The organism is Amycolatopsis pithecellobii (assembly GCF_009707865.1).
Taxonomy (GTDB): domain Bacteria; phylum Actinomycetota; class Actinomycetes; order Mycobacteriales; family Pseudonocardiaceae; genus Amycolatopsis_E; species Amycolatopsis_E pithecellobii.
Window position 1 is genome coordinate 41,135 of record NZ_WMBA01000027.1, and the last position, 14,056, is coordinate 55,190.

Genomic DNA, 14,056 nt, shown 5'->3' on the forward strand with positions numbered 1-14,056 from the left:
CGTGCACTCAGACCTTCAGCAGCAGACCGAGGCCCACGATGCTGATCAACCAGATCGCGCCGAGCAACAGGGTGATGCGGTCGAGGTTCTTCTCGGCCACGCTCGACCCGGACAGACTCGACTGCATCCCACCGCCGAACAACGAGGACAAGCCGCCACCACGCCCACGGTGCAGCAATACCGCGATGACCAGCAGCACGCTGGATGCGATCAGCAGGATTTGCAGGAACAGCTTCATGTCGTCCTCTGAGTCTCCCGGGTGAAAAGTGTTCCCTGGTCGTGTGACGGTCTGAGGTTGCCAGACTACTCGGCGGGCGCAAGCCTCACGGCAGCGGACCCCCGGCGGCCAGCGCGCACAGCTTCGTGAACTCGTCGGCCTGCAGGCTCGCCCCGCCGACCAGTGCGCCGTCGATGTTGTCGCAGGCGACCAGCTCCGAGATGTTCGCCGACTTCACCGAGCCGCCGTAGAGCACCCGGACCTCGTCGGCGACCTCGGCGCCGTACTTGTCGGCCAGTGCCCCGCGCAGCGCCTTGCACACCTCCTCGGCGTCAGCCGGGGTGGCGACGCGCCCGGTGCCGATCGCCCACACCGGCTCGTACGCGATCACCACCTGCTCTTTGACCTGCTCGGTCTTGAGCCCCTTGAGCCCGGCGATCAGCTGCTGGGTGCAGTGCTCGACGTGACCGCCGCTCTCGCGCACGTCGAGCTGCTCGCCGACGCACAGGATCGGGCGGATGCCGTGCTTGATCGCCGCGCGGACCTTCTTGTTGACGACCTCGTCATCCTCGTGGTGGTACTCGCGCCGCTCCGAGTGACCCACGGTGACGTAGGCACAGCCGAGCTTGGCGAGCATCGGCCCGGACACGTCCCCGGTGTAGGCACCGGAGTCGTGCGGCGAAAGGTCCTGCGCGCCGTAGCTCATCAGCAGCTTGTCGCCGTCGACGAGGGTCTGGATGCTGCGGATGTCGGTGAACGGGGGCAGGACCGTGACGTCCACCTTCGCGTAGTACTTCTCCGGCAAGGCGAACGCGATCTTCTGCACCAGGGCAATGGCCTCGAGGTGGTTGAGGTTCATCTTCCAGTTGCCGGCGATGAAGGTTTTGCGCGCCATCAGGCCTCCTCCTCCAGCACCGCCACGCCCGGAAGTTCCTTACCCTCCAAGTACTCCAGTGACGCGCCGCCACCGGTGGAGATGTGCGAGAACTTCTCCTCGGGCAGGCCGAGCACCCGCACCGCGGCGGCCGAGTCGCCACCACCGACGACGCTGAACGCGGCGCTGTCCGCGATGGCCTGCGCGACCCCGCGCGTGCCGGCCGCGAACGGTGCGAGCTCGAACACCCCGGCCGGGCCGTTCCAGAACACCGTCTTCGCGCCGGCGATCTTGCCCGCGAACGCTTCGACGGTGCGCGGGCCGATGTCCAGGCCCATCCAGCCGGCCGGGATCGCGTCCGCGGAGACCGTGTCGGTGGCGGCGTCGGCGGAGAACGCCTCCGCCACGACGACGTCCTCCGGCACCACGATCCGGTCGGAGTGCTCGTCGAGCAGCTTGCGCGCGGTGTCGATGAAATCCTTCTCCAGCAAGGACTTTCCGACATCGTGGCCCCGCGCGGCGAGGAACGTGAAGGCCATCCCGCCGCCGATGAGCAGCGTGTCGACCTTCGGCAGCAGCGCCTCGATGACAGCGAGCTTGTCGGAGACCTTCGACCCGCCGAGCACCACGACGTACGGCCGGGCCGGCTCGCCGGTCAGCTTGCTCAGCACGTCGAGCTCGGCCAGCACCAGGCCACCGGCGTAGGCCGGCAGCACGCGGGCCACGTCGTAGACCGAGGCCTGCTTGCGATGCACGACCCCGAACCCGTCGGAGACGAACGCGTCCGCGAACTGCGCCAGTTCGGCGGCCAGTTCGGCGCGCTCGGCGTCGGACTTGCTGGTCTCGCGCGGATCGAACCGCACGTTCTCCAGTAGCACCACCGAACCGCCGGCCTGCTCGCTGGTGAGCGCTTTCGCTTGCGCACCAACGACATCCCCGGCGAGTTGCACATCCGCGCCAAGGAGCTCACCGAGCCGGCCGGCGACCGGCCGCAGCGAGTACTTCTCGTCGGACTCGCCCTTGGGGCGGCCGAGGTGTGCCGCGACGACCACCTTCGCGCCCGCGTCCGCGAGGCGCTTGATGGTCGGCAGCGCGGCGCGCACCCGGCCATCATCGGTGATGACCGAACCGTCGAGCGGGACGTTCAGATCCGACCGGACCAGCACCCGGCGACCCGAAACGCCTTCGGCCAGCAGATCTTCCAGAGTTTTGACAGCCATGGCCTCTACAGCTTCGAGCCGACGAGCTTGACCAGGTCCGCGAGGCGGTTGGAGTAGCCCCACTCGTTGTCGTACCAGCCGAACACCTTGACCTGGTCGTCGATGACCTTCGTCAGCGGCGCGTCGAAGATGCACGAGGCCGGGTCGTTGACGATGTCACTGGAGACGATCGGGTCGGTGCTGTAGCGCAGGATCCCGTTGAGCGCGCCCTCGGCCGCGGCCTGGTAGGCGGCGTTGATCTCCTCGACGGTCGCCTTCTTCGTGAGGTTGACCGTCAGGTCGGTGATCGAGCCGGTCGGCACGGGCACCCGCAGCGAGTAGCCGTCGAGCTTGCCGTTGAGCTCCGGCAGCACGAGGCCGATGGCCTTGGCGGCGCCGGTGGAGGTGGGCACGACGTTCAGCGCGGCGGCGCGGGCGCGGCGCGGGTCCTTGTGCGGCCCATCCTGCAGGTTCTGGTCCTGCGTGTAGGCGTGCACGGTGGTCATCAGGCCCTTTTCGATGCCGAACGACTCGTGCAGGACCTTGGCCAGCGGGCCGAGGCAGTTGGTGGTGCAGGAGGCGTTCGAGATGATCGTCTGCGAGCCGTCGTAGAGGTTGTCGTTGACGCCCAGCACGACGGTCAGGTCCTCACCCTTGGCGGGGGCGGAGATGATCACCTTCTTGGCGCCGCCCGCGATGTGCGCCTTCGCGGCGTCGGCGTTGGTGAAGAAGCCGGTGGACTCGACGACGACGTCGACACCGAGGTCACCCCAGGGCAGGTTGGCCGGGTCACGCTCGGCCAGCGCCTTGATGGTCTTGCCGCCCACGACGATGCCCTCGTCGCTGACGGTGACCTCCTCGGGGTAGCGGCCAAGAACACTGTCGTACTTGAGCAGCTGCGCCATCGTCGAGACGTCGCCGAGGTCGTTGAACGCCACCACCTCGATGTCATGGCCCGCGGCCTGCACCGCGCGGAAGAAGTTACGACCGATCCGGCCGAAGCCGTTCACGCCTACGCGAACAGTCACTGCTCGTCTCTCCTCGGTTCCGACCCGGCCCCGCGACCGGGCAATACATCTTCGGGCTCGACAGCCACCCTAGCGTGCTGGCCTGCGCGGACCGACATGGACCGGCGAGACACACGCCACCCGGGTAAATCGATCAAGAAACCAGCTCTCTCTCCAGTGGGATGCGGAATTTCGGGGTCACCCTGACCGCGCCGAGCCAGTCGTGCAACCGCCCCGCCGCGCGCTCGATCTCAGCGGCCGCGTCGGCACCCACGTCCTCCAGCAGCCGCCAGACGATCTCACCGGAGGGCCGCTGGGCCCAGCCACCCACGATCCGGCCCGCCCACCACACGGTCGGCCCGATGTTGCCGGTCCGGTCGAACAACGCGGCCTGATGCTCGCCCAGGTACCAGTCGCGGCGTACCCAGCCCATCGGCGTCGGATCAAGCGCGGGCAGGAGCGCCGCGACGGGCTCGGGCGGAGGCACCGGCTCCAGGTCGTCCGGCAGCGCGATGCCGGGGGCGCCGTCGAGGTCCACCTCGGCCGGGCCGATCTCGGCGAGCGCCTTTTTCGTCTGCCCCGCGGTCCAGCCCGCCCACCATTTGAGGTCCTCGACGGGCGCCGGCCCGAAGGCACGCAGCCACCGGCGCGCCAGCTCCACCCGCGCCGCATCGGGCTCGAGCGCGGGAATCTTCTCGCCCAGCCAGGATTCCGCGGTCGCCCACGAATACTGCGTGGACAGCCACGAGCCGCGCGGGCGACCCCGGACGATGCGTCCCTGTGCGGCCAGCAGAAACAGCACCCGGTTGGTGATATAACCCCGCGTTTCGTACGGCTTTCCTTGTGCCACCACGATTTCCGTGCGCAGCCGGGGCTCGTCGTCGGCGATCTGCTGTGCGTGCGCCGCGCCGCGGGCGGCGAGTGCGGCATACGCGCCCTCCTCGACGTCGGCCAGCCACGGCTCCAGGTCCTCGTCGAGCGCGGCGGTGGCGAGGTGCTGGATGAGCAGTTTCCGTTGTTTGCGCTCGATGTCGTCGGCGCATGCGGCCTGCACGACGGGCGCGAGCGCGACCGGGACGACGAACACCGTGCGGCGCATGCCCAGCATCCGCAGCACCGTGCGGTCCTCGTACAGCGCTTGCTCGGCGGTGCCGGGCTCGCGCAGCCGTGCGGCGGTGGACAGGTGCACCGTCGCCGGATCGGTGGCGTGCAAGGCCACCAGGCTGTCCGCGACCTGTTCCACGCTGTCCGCGGGTGCGCTGAGGTGGTGGCGGGTCATCAGCCGGGCCCGCCGTTCGTTCACACCGATCCGTTTCGCCACACCTGATGTCCTAGCACGGGGGTCCGACAAAATCGGTTTCCCGCACTCCGGGCGAGTTGAGCTTTCCCGCTGCGCGAGTTGCGCGTTCCCGTCGAACGCAACGCTCAACTCGCGCGCTCCCAACGCTCAACTCGCGCGTCTACTCGCTCGATTTCGTGAACAGGCGGGTGGCCGACAGGTGTGACGTGCCGTCCGGGTCGGCAAGTTCGTCGAGGTGGTTGCGGATCGTCGCGTCGACCGACAGGTACTTGCGACCCGCCCGCAGGTCCGCGTCGTTGCGCAGCCGCACGATCAGCGGGAACTCCGACAGGGCGCCCGCGTCGAACAGGCCGGTGGTATAGACCAGCTGCACGCCGAGCGCCTCGGCGACGACCCGTTGCAGCTCCAGCAGATACCCGGCCGAAGCCCGTCCGATCGGGTTGTCCAGGAACAGCACCCCGGAATGCCGGTTGCGCAGCTTGCCGCGGTTGTTGGCCCGCAGCGCGGCGAGCGTGCAGTACAGGATGATCGCGGCGGTCAGCTGCTGCCCGCCGGAGAACACGTCGCGGATCTCCGACACGCGCTGCCGTTCGGTCCGCAGCACCGAGTCCGGTTTGAGCATGTCCACCCGGAACCCCTTGGGCACCGCGGCCCGCACACCGCGCAGCACGAGCGTCATCCCGTCACGCTTGACATCGCGGCCGTCGCTCGTCTTCCCGGCGGCGGCCTCGTCGACGACTTGGCCGAGTGCTTCGCTCAGCTCGGGTTCTTCCGGGTCGGCGAACCGGATCCGCAGGAACTCCTGCCCTGACCAGTCGCCGAGCCCTTCGGGCAGCCGGGAAAGCCGTTGCGCGGACCGCAGCAGCCGCAGCGCGCCTTCGACCATGCCCTGCAGGCGCGCGACGATTCCCGAGCGGTGCCGGTCGATCTGGGCGAGATCGTCGGTCAGTGTGCGCAACCGGGGCCGCAGCGCGCTCGCCCATTCCGCCGCGCCGGCAGGGAGACTGTCGCGGCGCACCGAGATAATCTGCTGCCGGACCGGGCTGGTCAGTTTTTCGAATCGCTTGCCCGTCGCGTACTGGGCCAGCGCGTCGGCCGCCGCGCGAACGCGTTTCTCCGAGCTGTCCACAGTGGACTCCGCTTCGGTGAGCGCGGAGGTCAGCTTGCGGTACCGGTTCTGCGCAGCCTCGACATCGCCGTCGAATACGCTTTCCGGTTCCCCGTCGACGACCAGATGCGCCATCGACTCGGCGAGCAGCCGGAAGCCCGCCGCCGACACGGTCGCCGCCTCCGACGCACGTTCCGCCTCGGCACGACGGGCCTGGGCCTCTTCCCACGCGCGGGCGGCGGCGCCGGCCTCTTCGGTCGCTTCGTCAATCAGCTCACGGCCGTGCTCGGCGTCCCGCGGGCGGGTTTCCAGTGTGATGCCTTGTTTCGGCAGCTGGTCGAGCTCGGCCTTGCGGGTGGCGACCTCGCCGATCGCTTCGCTGTGCTCGGCTTCCAGTGCCGCCACCACCCGGCCCGCGCGTGCCTGCGCGGCCGCGCGGGTCGCCGCGTCGGAGCCGTCGGGGGTTTCCAGCAGCCGGGACGCCTGCTCGCGCACGGCCGGATCGAGCACCTCCAGCGCGGCCCGTGCCGTGGACTCCGCCGATTCCGCCTGCTCGAGTTCCGCCCGCAGATCGCTGCCGACCTCGACCTTGGCGTAGGCATCGCTCGCCGAGGCGAACGCGCGTCGCAACGCGTCCACCGGCTCCTTCGGCGCGGGGTCCTTTTCGGACACCGAGCCGCCGCCGGGTACTTCGGCGAGTTCGGCACGGGCACTGCTGACCGTGCGGCGATGCCCGTCCGCGGTGCGCTGTTCCTCGGCAGCCACTTCCCTGGCGCGGCCGGCTTTTCCGCTCGCCTGCTCGGCGTCCGCCTCGGCACGGGCGAAGATCTCCCGCGCGCGCCCGGACTCGTCGGTCCACTGTGGAATCCGGGCGACCTTCTCGGCCAGCTCGCCGAGTTTGCGCGCGCGTTCCTCACCGGTGCGTGCTTCGATCCGTAGCGCGGGAACCATTTCGCGCAGCCTTGCCCGGCGGGCGGTGAGCCCGGCCAGGTTTTGTTCCGCGGCAACGACCGCGTCCTGGCTCTCGGCCAGTTCGCCCGCCGCGGTTTCGGCTTCCTCGGACAGGGTGGCTAGCGCGCCCGGCGGGTAGTCCTCGCGCCAGGTGGTGAGTTTCCATTCCAGCGCGGCATCGTCGCCGATGGCACCGGCCAGTGCTTCGAGTTGCTTGCGGCGGCGGGCATGCCGGGCGAGGATGGCCTGCCGCTCGGTGTCGGCGGCCTCTTCGTCGTACATCGCGGGGTTGGGCGGCACCAGGAAATCCACGCCCGGCGCGGCACCGTCCTGGCCGAGTGCCGCCGTCGTGCCGACCGGAAGAACCGTGCTGGGCAACAGTTTCGCGTCCGCGAGCGCCGTGCGCGCCCTGGGCAGTTGCGCCGGGTCGTTGACGAGCACACCGCCGAGCAGATGCGGCATCCGCACCAGCGCCTGCTCGCGCGCCTTGGCATCCATTGTGGACAGATAGCGCCAGCCCGACCACGCGGTGACGCCGGCCTCCTCCAGTACGGCGAGGGCGGCCTGCACCTCCGGCGGCGCGGGCAGCAGGCCACCGTCACCCAGCGCGGCCAGCGCGCGCTCGTCGGCGGATTCCTCCATGCGCAAGGCCGTCTGCTCGCGTTCGGCGGCCGATCGCGCTTCCCGCAACCGTTTCAGCAATGCGGGTGTGTCGGTTTCCGGCTGGACGTTCTCGCCGCCGAGCAGTTCCAGCAGCCGCGGGTGGGCGGCGAGGGAGTCGGTGCGGCGATGCGCCTTGGCCAGTTCACCCGCCGCCCGGTCGGCGCGTCCTTGTGCCACCGAAGCTTGCTGCTGTGCGGCGTGCAGCGCTTGCTGCGCCTCGGCGTGCTCTTCCGCGACACGTTCCAGCTCCGCCTCGCGCGCGACGAGTTCCGCGACCGCGTTTTCGCCGCGGGCAAGGGCTTCCCGTGCGGCTTCGGCGACCTGGGTGCCGTCGTCCAGTAGCCCGTCCCGCACGGCTTGCCGTACCTGGTCACGGACCTCTTCGATCCGCGCGGACAGCTGCGCCTCCTCCGCGCGATACCTCGCCGCGGTGCTCGCGGCCTCGTCTCGCTGGTCTTGCGCCTGCGCCGCCTCGGCAAGCGCGGCCGCGGCCCGCTCCTCGGCCGCCTGCGCCTGCTCCCCCGCTTCGCGCGCGAGCGCGAGCAGCCCGCGGGCAAGCGCGTTCGCCGCCGCGTTTTTCGCTTCCAGCGCGGGTTTCGCGGTCTGCTCACGCTCGCCGACGAGGGCGCGGATGTCGGCGGCCTTGCGGACGGCGTTGACCTGCGCGAGCACGGTGCTCGTCTCGCGCCAGGCCTCCGCGCTCGCGCGGGCCTGCGCCAGTTCCTCGTCGAGGCGCTGCTTGCCCGCCGTGGCATCGGCGAGACGCAGCTCGGCGACGACACGCCGCAGCTCGGTCACGATCGCGGACAGCCGCCGGTGATCGCCTTCGGCGAGCTTCTCCGCGTCACGGGTTTCCTCGACGAACTCGGCGAGCCCGGCCAGGCGGTCGGCTTCCAGCCGGTGCCGGGCCGTCACCGAACCGGCGCAGGCCTGAGCGTCCGAGCGGGCGACCGTGGCGAGCTTACGTGCCGCGGCGGCCAGCGATTCCGCTTCGGACAGTGGACCCAGCAACTCCAGTGCCCCGGCGACGAAATCGCGCTCGGCCATGAGCTCACCGCGCTGACCAAGGTTGTGCGCATAGGTCTGGACCACATCGGCGAGGTCGCGCGGGTCGTCCTCGGGAATGACGGCCTTGAGCAAGAACTCGACGAACGCCTCGTCGGAGGTGAAGGCGAACGCGTCCGCCGCCTCGCCTTCGCCCGCGTTCATCGCACGCTGGTAGCGGAACAGTTCGGTGTCCAGGCCGAGGGTGTCGAGACGTTCGGTCCACTCGTGCTGGCGCCGGGTCCACGACAGCTCCAGCTCGGGCTCGGCTTGGTGTGCCTCGTCGAGCCGCTCCTGGAACCCGGACATCGTCAACAGGCGGCCACCTTCGGTGAACGGCAGCGATTCGAGCCCGGTGGATGCGCTGGGACGAAAACAAAACCACGAGTCGATGAGGTTCGCCGGGTCGTTGGACACGACATGCCCGCGCCATTCGGACACCTTGCCGGTGATGATCCGCTGCCCGGTCTCGGTGTGCTGCCACTCCAGCACCACATGCGAAACATCCTTGGCGGCAACGAACTTCTCCAGCACGCGGGTGTTCGTCGTGCCGACCACCTGGCGGCGGCCCGGCAGCATCACCGAGAAGATCAGCTTGATGAGCACCGACTTGCCGCCGCCGTTCTCCAGGAACAGCACACTCGCCGGCGACGGCCTTCGCGGCAGGCCCTGCTCAGCGGAGTGGATGCCCGCGGTGAACAACGCGTCCTGCGCAGGCGCGGTGACCACCGGCCCGACGCCGGAGAAGTCCAGCACCACGTCCTGGTACCGCGCGCCCGCCGGGCCCACCGAATGCAAGCGCACCCTCGACAGCTCGTACATGAAGCTCCTCTAGAACGGTTTGCGTGGCGGCGCGGGTAGCGGAACCTCAGTCCCGCCCGCCCGTCGCCCACCACCACCCTCAACGGACGCGCTTCGCACGACTGGCCCGCCTCGAAACCCGCGGCGGTGCGAGCTCACTGCGTGGCGAAAGCGGCTCCGCCGCCTGTCAAACAATGTCGTCCCCCTACAAAGTGTCCGAAATGGACGGACGTAAGGTGCCGCCCGCGTCGGCGACCGCGACCACGCCCAGTTCCAGGAGTTCGGAGAACGCACTGTCCGCCGCCAGCTCCCGGACCTGGATCTGATAGCGCGGCGTGGTCCGGTAGGTGCCGCCCTGCTCTCCGCTGACCTGCACCAGAAACCCTTGGTCGGCAAGGAACCGCAACGCCCGCGACACCATCCCGCGGGTGGTGTCGGAGGCGAGCCTGCCGTCCTTCGTCGCGGCCGCGGCGGGGCGGCGCGCGTACGCCCGCCACGCCTGTTCCAGCTCCGGCGCTCCGGCCAGCGGATCGTTGTTCTGCTCGGCCTTCGCCGCCCGCTCGTCGAGGATGCGGCACGCCTCCCGCACGACGCCGTCGACCTGCTCCACGCTGACCCGCCCGATGTAGGTGTCACTGGCCAGATCGTCCGGGCGCGGGTAACCCAGCGCGGCGGTGGCCAGGTGTACCAGACCGTGCAGCACCTTCTCCGTCTCACGGCGCTCGCGGATCTTGCTCTGCCGGGCGTAGGAATCCATCTTGATCTCGAACACGGACTCGTCGGTGGCCGCGAGCACCGCGCCGGCCTGCGTGCTGACGTCGAGCACCATCAGCCCGAGCCCGGCCGCGACCGAGTTCGTCAGCTGCTTGAAAGCGCTGTCTTCGCCGTACCGGCGGACCAGATCGCCGTAGACGACATCGCGCCCCGGCAGCTGCTTCGGCCGCATGCCGAAGGAAATCAGCCGGGCCGCCGACTCCACGTCGGTGGTGTTCACGCCGCCCCCTCTTCTTCCTCACGCTCGATCCGTGCCGTGGTCAGCAACAGGTCCGCGCCACCGAACTCCTCGTCCTCCAGCGGCGTGCCGTCGTCCACGGCGAGCAACGTGCGATCGTCCCCCTGCCGGACGGCCGCACCGATCTCCGGACTGTACGAGTGCAACGCCCGCAGCGCGACCAGACGCGCCACCCGCGAGTCGGTCTCACGCGCCTCGGCCAGCAGACCGGACAGCCGCCGCGGGACCTCCGGCAGGTCCAGCAGCTCGTCCGCGCGGCGCCATTGCTCGTCACTGTAGTAGTCGGTCTGCTCGGCGGGGACGAGCTCCGGCTCGGGCACCTCGCCGACCAGCTTGTCGCGTTCGGGCGCGGGCCGCAGCAGCATAGACACCAGCGAGGACAGCGACGGCACCGTCGGCACCTCCGCGCCGGCGACCGCGTGGAAGAAACCCTCGACCGGGGCGAGCGCATCGGCGATCGGCAGTTCCAGGGCCGGTACCAGCAGCTGACCGAACAGGTCGATCGTGGCGCGCTGCGGTGGTCCGGAGAACTGCTGGCGGTCCTGCTCGGCGCGGAAGATCGCACCCGCGGCCTGCAACCGCGACTGCAGCTGGGTGTGCCTGCTGATGCAGTCGCTCACGATGTCCACCAGCTCCGCCGCGCGGCGCTTGTGGTCGGGTTCCTCGGCCTCGTCGCGGGCGCGCGTGATGTTGCGCAGGATCGCGTTCTCCGCCCGGAACCGGGCCTCGATATGCGACAGCGCGGAGTCGAGCAGTTCGGGCATCTCGCGCACCCAGTCCACCGCGCGCACGTCACGGCGGGTCGCGTCCAGCTTGGCGCGCAACGTTTCCCCGTACTGCACCGTGCGGTAGCGGGCCTGTTCGGCGGCAAGTTTCGCGTCGGCGAGCCTGCCCCGGCTGATCAGGTTCTCCAGCTTCACCTCGGCCGCGATCTGGGCCGACTCCACATCGGTGTCCAGCGCGCCGACGAGGACGTTGATCGCCTCGTCACTCGCCCGCAGATACACCTCGCCACTGGGTGCCGCGAGCTCGATCAGGAGCTTGAAGTCGAACGCGCGGCGGCGGTACGCGCCGGTCTCGTCGACGCTGCCGTACACCCGGCGGAACCCGCGGTCGGCGGTGCCGACGTTGATCAGGTTGTCCAGCACCCAGCGCGCCACCCGCTGATGCTCCGCCGTGCCACGACCAGGCGCCTGTGCGGCGATGAACGGCTGCAGCCGGCGCACGACATCCTCGTGGTCCGCGCCGGTGTCGAAGTCCATCGCGATGGTGACCTGGTCGATCGTGTGCAGCGCGATCTCGGCCATCTGGTAGACCGTCGCGTCGGCCCAGTCCAGCTTCGCCTTGCGGGCGTCGAGATCATGCAGCGGCGCGGTGCAGGCCAGCGCCTTGAGGCGGCGGGCCAGGCCCTCGTCCACCAGGCTGCCGCTGATCAGGTCCGGTTCTCGCACAACGCACGAGCCTAACTGCTTGTTACCAAGCCGACCGAAAGCAGGCCAACCCGCCCAACCGGCGGTCGAGGCACTTTTGCCCGATCGCCGTGACTGCCGTCGGCTTGGTAACCGCCAACACAGTAGTTTGAGGGCCATGCATGCCATGAGTCGCGAAGAGTGGTGGACGTTCGCGAGCGAGGGGACGCGCACCGGCAAGCTCGCCGTCGTGCGGGCCGACGGGTCGCCGCATGTGACGCCGATCTGGTTCGTGCTCAACGAAACCGCCGACGGCGACGAGCTGATCTTCAACACGGGCGTGAACAGCGCGAAGGGCAAGGCGCTGCGCCGCGAGCCACGGATCTCGCTCACGGTCGACGATCAGGCACCGCCGTTCTCGTTCGTCCAGTTCACCGCCGTCGCGTCGCTCCACGAGGACCTCGACGAGATGCTGCGATGGGCCACCGCGATCGGCGCCCGCTACATGGGCGAGGACAGGGGTGAGGAGTTCGGCAAGCGTAACGCCATGCCGGGCGAGTACCTCGTGCGCGCCAAGATCACCAAGGTGCTCGCGTACGGCGATCTGACCGGCTGATTTCCGCCAGCGCGCCCCGCCGGCGGGTGCGCACACTGGCGGGATGAAGCTCACCGAACGCGTCGACCGGCTGGACTGGGCCGCGCTCGCGGCCGAAGTGAACGAGTACGGGTGCGCGCTCACCCCGCGCGTGCTCACGCCCGCCGAATGCCGCGAAATGTCCGCCCGTTACGACGATCCCGCGCAGTTCCGCTCGACGATCGACATGGCCCGCTACCGCTTCGGTGCCGGGCAGTACCGCTATTTCGGCTACCCGCTGCCGGAACCGGTCGCGCAACTGCGCGCCGCCTGGTACCCGCGCCTGCTGCCGATCGCGCGGGACTGGGCGGCGAAGCTCCGGCGTCCGGCACCGTGGCCCGACGAGCTCGAAGAGTGGCTGGCGCGGTGCCACGCCGCCGGGCAGGACAAGCCGACGCCCATCCTGCTGCGGTACGGCGCGGGCGACTGGAACGCGTTGCACCGCGACCTGTACGGCGAACTCGTGTTCCCGTTGCAGGTGGTGATCGGGCTCGACGAGCCGGGCACCGATCACACCGGCGGCGAGTTCCTGCTCGTCGAACAGCGGCCGCGGGCACAGTCCCGTGGCACCGCGACCCTGCTGAAGCAGGGGCACGCGCTGATCTTCACCACCAGGGACCGGCCGGTGCGCTCGGCGCGCGGGTACTCGGCGTCACCCGTGCGCCATGGCGTCAGCACCGTCCGCAGCGGTCGAAGGCACACCCTCGGCCTGGTGTTTCACGACGCGAGCTAAGCGATCTCCCGGCTCTCGGCCAGGAACTCCGCGAGCGGCGGGCGCTGCCGGCAGGACACGTCGGTCAGCACCATCTCGCGCTCGACCCCGTGACCGGACTCGCCCCGGCGGAACTGCGCGAGCAGCGTCGCCGGCGGCTGGGCCGTGATCAGGCGCCCGTACTGGCCGAGCCGGTCGAACAGCGTCTGCATGATCTGCCCCGACATCCGGCCCAGCGCCTGCGTGCTCTGGTGGCGATGGGTGCGTTTGCCCAGGTCCACCTGCGCGAGCGCGTCCAGCCCGTGCGCCTGCAGGATGTCGATCAGGTGCCCGACCTCGACGCCGTAGTTGACCACGAACGGGATGCCTTCCAGCACCTCGCGGCGGCCCGCGTACTCACCGGCCAGCGGCTGCACGAACCCGGCGAGCTCGGGCCAGTACATGTTCAGCAGTGGCCGCGCCACCAGCTCGGTGACCCGCCCACCGCCCTCGGCGTCCGTGCCGCCCGCGCCGGTCAGCGGCCGGTGGTAGAAGCCCTTGACGTAGGCCACCGACTCGTCGGTCAGCAGCGGGCCGAGCAGTCCGCTGACGTAGTCGCTGGTGAAGTCGTAGAGATCGCCGTCGACGAACACCACGAAGTCACCCGTGGTGGCGGCGAGCCCCTTCCACAGGGCCTCGCCCTTGCCCGCCATCCGCGGCAGCGCCGGCAGGACCGAGTCCTGTGCGACCACGGTCGCGCCCGCTTCGGCGGCGACCCGGGCCGTCGCGTCCTGCGAACGCGAGTCCACCACCAGCACCTCGTCGACGAGCGGGATGCCGTCCACGAGATCACGGCGGATGGTGCGCACGATGTCGCCGACGGTGTGCTCCTCGTCCCGCGCCGGGATGACGACGCTGACGGTCCTGCCGCCCTTCGCCGCGAGGAGATCCGCCGGCCGCCAGTCGGCGGCGTGGCTGCTGCGCCGGGGGAGCCAGCTGCCCACGTCGGCGGAGACTTTCAGCTCCGCCTTGTCGTTCGTGCCGTTGATGCGCACGAGTATCCCCTTCCCCGAACTGGACCTGCCACGATCCAGCGTCGGTTCGCCGGGTTTCACCAGTCCTGCCACCATGAAACCGCTACGTTAC

Annotated in this window: 11 protein-coding genes; 2 read left to right on the forward strand and 9 right to left on the reverse strand. The window is 69.9% G+C overall.

From position 1 onward, the window contains the following. Positions 1-7: 7 nt before the first annotated feature. From secG to GKO32_RS18190, 8 genes are all read right to left on the reverse strand, one after another. Complete coding sequence (secG, locus tag GKO32_RS18155; protein WP_154758078.1) at positions 8-238, reverse strand: preprotein translocase subunit SecG; 231 nt, start codon at positions 236-238, stop codon at positions 8-10. Between the two features lie 85 nt (positions 239-323). Continuing rightward, positions 324-1,112: a triose-phosphate isomerase gene (gene tpiA / locus GKO32_RS18160; protein ID WP_154758079.1), complete on the reverse strand. Its 789-nt coding sequence runs from the start codon at positions 1,110-1,112 to the stop codon at positions 324-326. After that, positions 1,112-2,311, reverse strand: a complete 1,200-nt coding sequence (locus tag GKO32_RS18165; RefSeq protein WP_154758080.1) for a phosphoglycerate kinase — start codon at positions 2,309-2,311, stop codon at positions 1,112-1,114. Before GKO32_RS18165 ends, tpiA begins: the two co-directional genes overlap by 1 nt. A gap of 5 nt (positions 2,312-2,316) precedes the next feature. Then, positions 2,317-3,318: a type I glyceraldehyde-3-phosphate dehydrogenase gene (gap, locus tag GKO32_RS18170; protein WP_312868056.1), complete on the reverse strand. Its 1,002-nt coding sequence runs from the start codon at positions 3,316-3,318 to the stop codon at positions 2,317-2,319. Between the two features lie 133 nt (positions 3,319-3,451). Then, positions 3,452-4,618 carry a winged helix DNA-binding domain-containing protein gene (locus GKO32_RS18175; RefSeq protein WP_312868057.1) on the reverse strand — a complete coding sequence of 389 codons (1,167 nt, stop codon included), beginning with the start codon at positions 4,616-4,618 and terminating at the stop codon, positions 3,452-3,454. 139 nt (positions 4,619-4,757) lie between these two features. Then, on the reverse strand, positions 4,758-9,185 hold the full coding sequence (locus GKO32_RS18180; protein ID WP_154758081.1) for a coiled-coil domain-containing protein: 4,428 nt from the start codon (positions 9,183-9,185) through the stop codon (positions 4,758-4,760). 184 nt (positions 9,186-9,369) lie between these two features. After that, positions 9,370-10,110: a hypothetical protein gene (locus GKO32_RS18185; RefSeq protein WP_154758110.1), complete on the reverse strand. Its 741-nt coding sequence runs from the start codon at positions 10,108-10,110 to the stop codon at positions 9,370-9,372. A gap of 44 nt (positions 10,111-10,154) precedes the next feature. Further along, positions 10,155-11,627, reverse strand: a complete 1,473-nt coding sequence (locus GKO32_RS18190) for a hypothetical protein (RefSeq protein ID WP_312868059.1) — start codon at positions 11,625-11,627, stop codon at positions 10,155-10,157. A gap of 136 nt (positions 11,628-11,763) precedes the next feature. Here GKO32_RS18190 and GKO32_RS18195 point away from each other — a divergent pair, with 136 nt between their 5' ends. Together GKO32_RS18195 and GKO32_RS18200 are read left to right on the forward strand one after the other, a co-directional pair. Then, positions 11,764-12,201 (forward strand): PPOX class F420-dependent oxidoreductase, encoded by a 438-nt coding sequence (locus tag GKO32_RS18195; protein ID WP_154758082.1) that lies wholly within the window; start codon positions 11,764-11,766, stop codon positions 12,199-12,201. A gap of 43 nt (positions 12,202-12,244) precedes the next feature. Continuing rightward, positions 12,245-12,952, forward strand: a complete 708-nt coding sequence (locus tag GKO32_RS18200) for a 2OG-Fe(II) oxygenase (RefSeq protein ID WP_154758083.1) — start codon at positions 12,245-12,247, stop codon at positions 12,950-12,952. On the opposite strand, the gene GKO32_RS18205 is transcribed toward GKO32_RS18200, so the two are convergent. Beyond that, positions 12,949-13,932, reverse strand: a complete 984-nt coding sequence (locus tag GKO32_RS18205; RefSeq protein WP_246244043.1) for a glucosyl-3-phosphoglycerate synthase — start codon at positions 13,930-13,932, stop codon at positions 12,949-12,951. The two genes, GKO32_RS18200 and GKO32_RS18205, sit on opposite strands and share 4 nt — an antisense overlap. Positions 13,933-14,056: the final 124 nt, after the last annotated feature.

What these genes read in the sequence shown, in the direction of transcription:
- secG (WP_154758078.1), bottom strand. Translation starts at nt 238, where the DNA reads ATGAAGCTGTTCCTGCAAATCCTGCTGATCGCATCCAGCGTGCTGCTG.
- GKO32_RS18165 (WP_154758080.1), bottom strand. Translation starts at nt 2,311, where the DNA reads ATGGCTGTCAAAACTCTGGAAGATCTGCTGGCCGAAGGCGTTTCGGGT.
- GKO32_RS18200 (WP_154758083.1), top strand. Translation starts at nt 12,245, where the DNA reads ATGAAGCTCACCGAACGCGTCGACCGGCTGGACTGGGCCGCGCTCGCG.
- tpiA (WP_154758079.1), bottom strand. Translation starts at nt 1,112, where the DNA reads ATGGCGCGCAAAACCTTCATCGCCGGCAACTGGAAGATGAACCTCAAC.
- GKO32_RS18180 (WP_154758081.1), bottom strand. Translation starts at nt 9,185, where the DNA reads ATGTACGAGCTGTCGAGGGTGCGCTTGCATTCGGTGGGCCCGGCGGGC.
- GKO32_RS18185 (WP_154758110.1), bottom strand. Translation starts at nt 10,110, where the DNA reads ATGCGGCCGAAGCAGCTGCCGGGGCGCGATGTCGTCTACGGCGATCTG.
- GKO32_RS18195 (WP_154758082.1), top strand. Translation starts at nt 11,764, where the DNA reads ATGCATGCCATGAGTCGCGAAGAGTGGTGGACGTTCGCGAGCGAGGGG.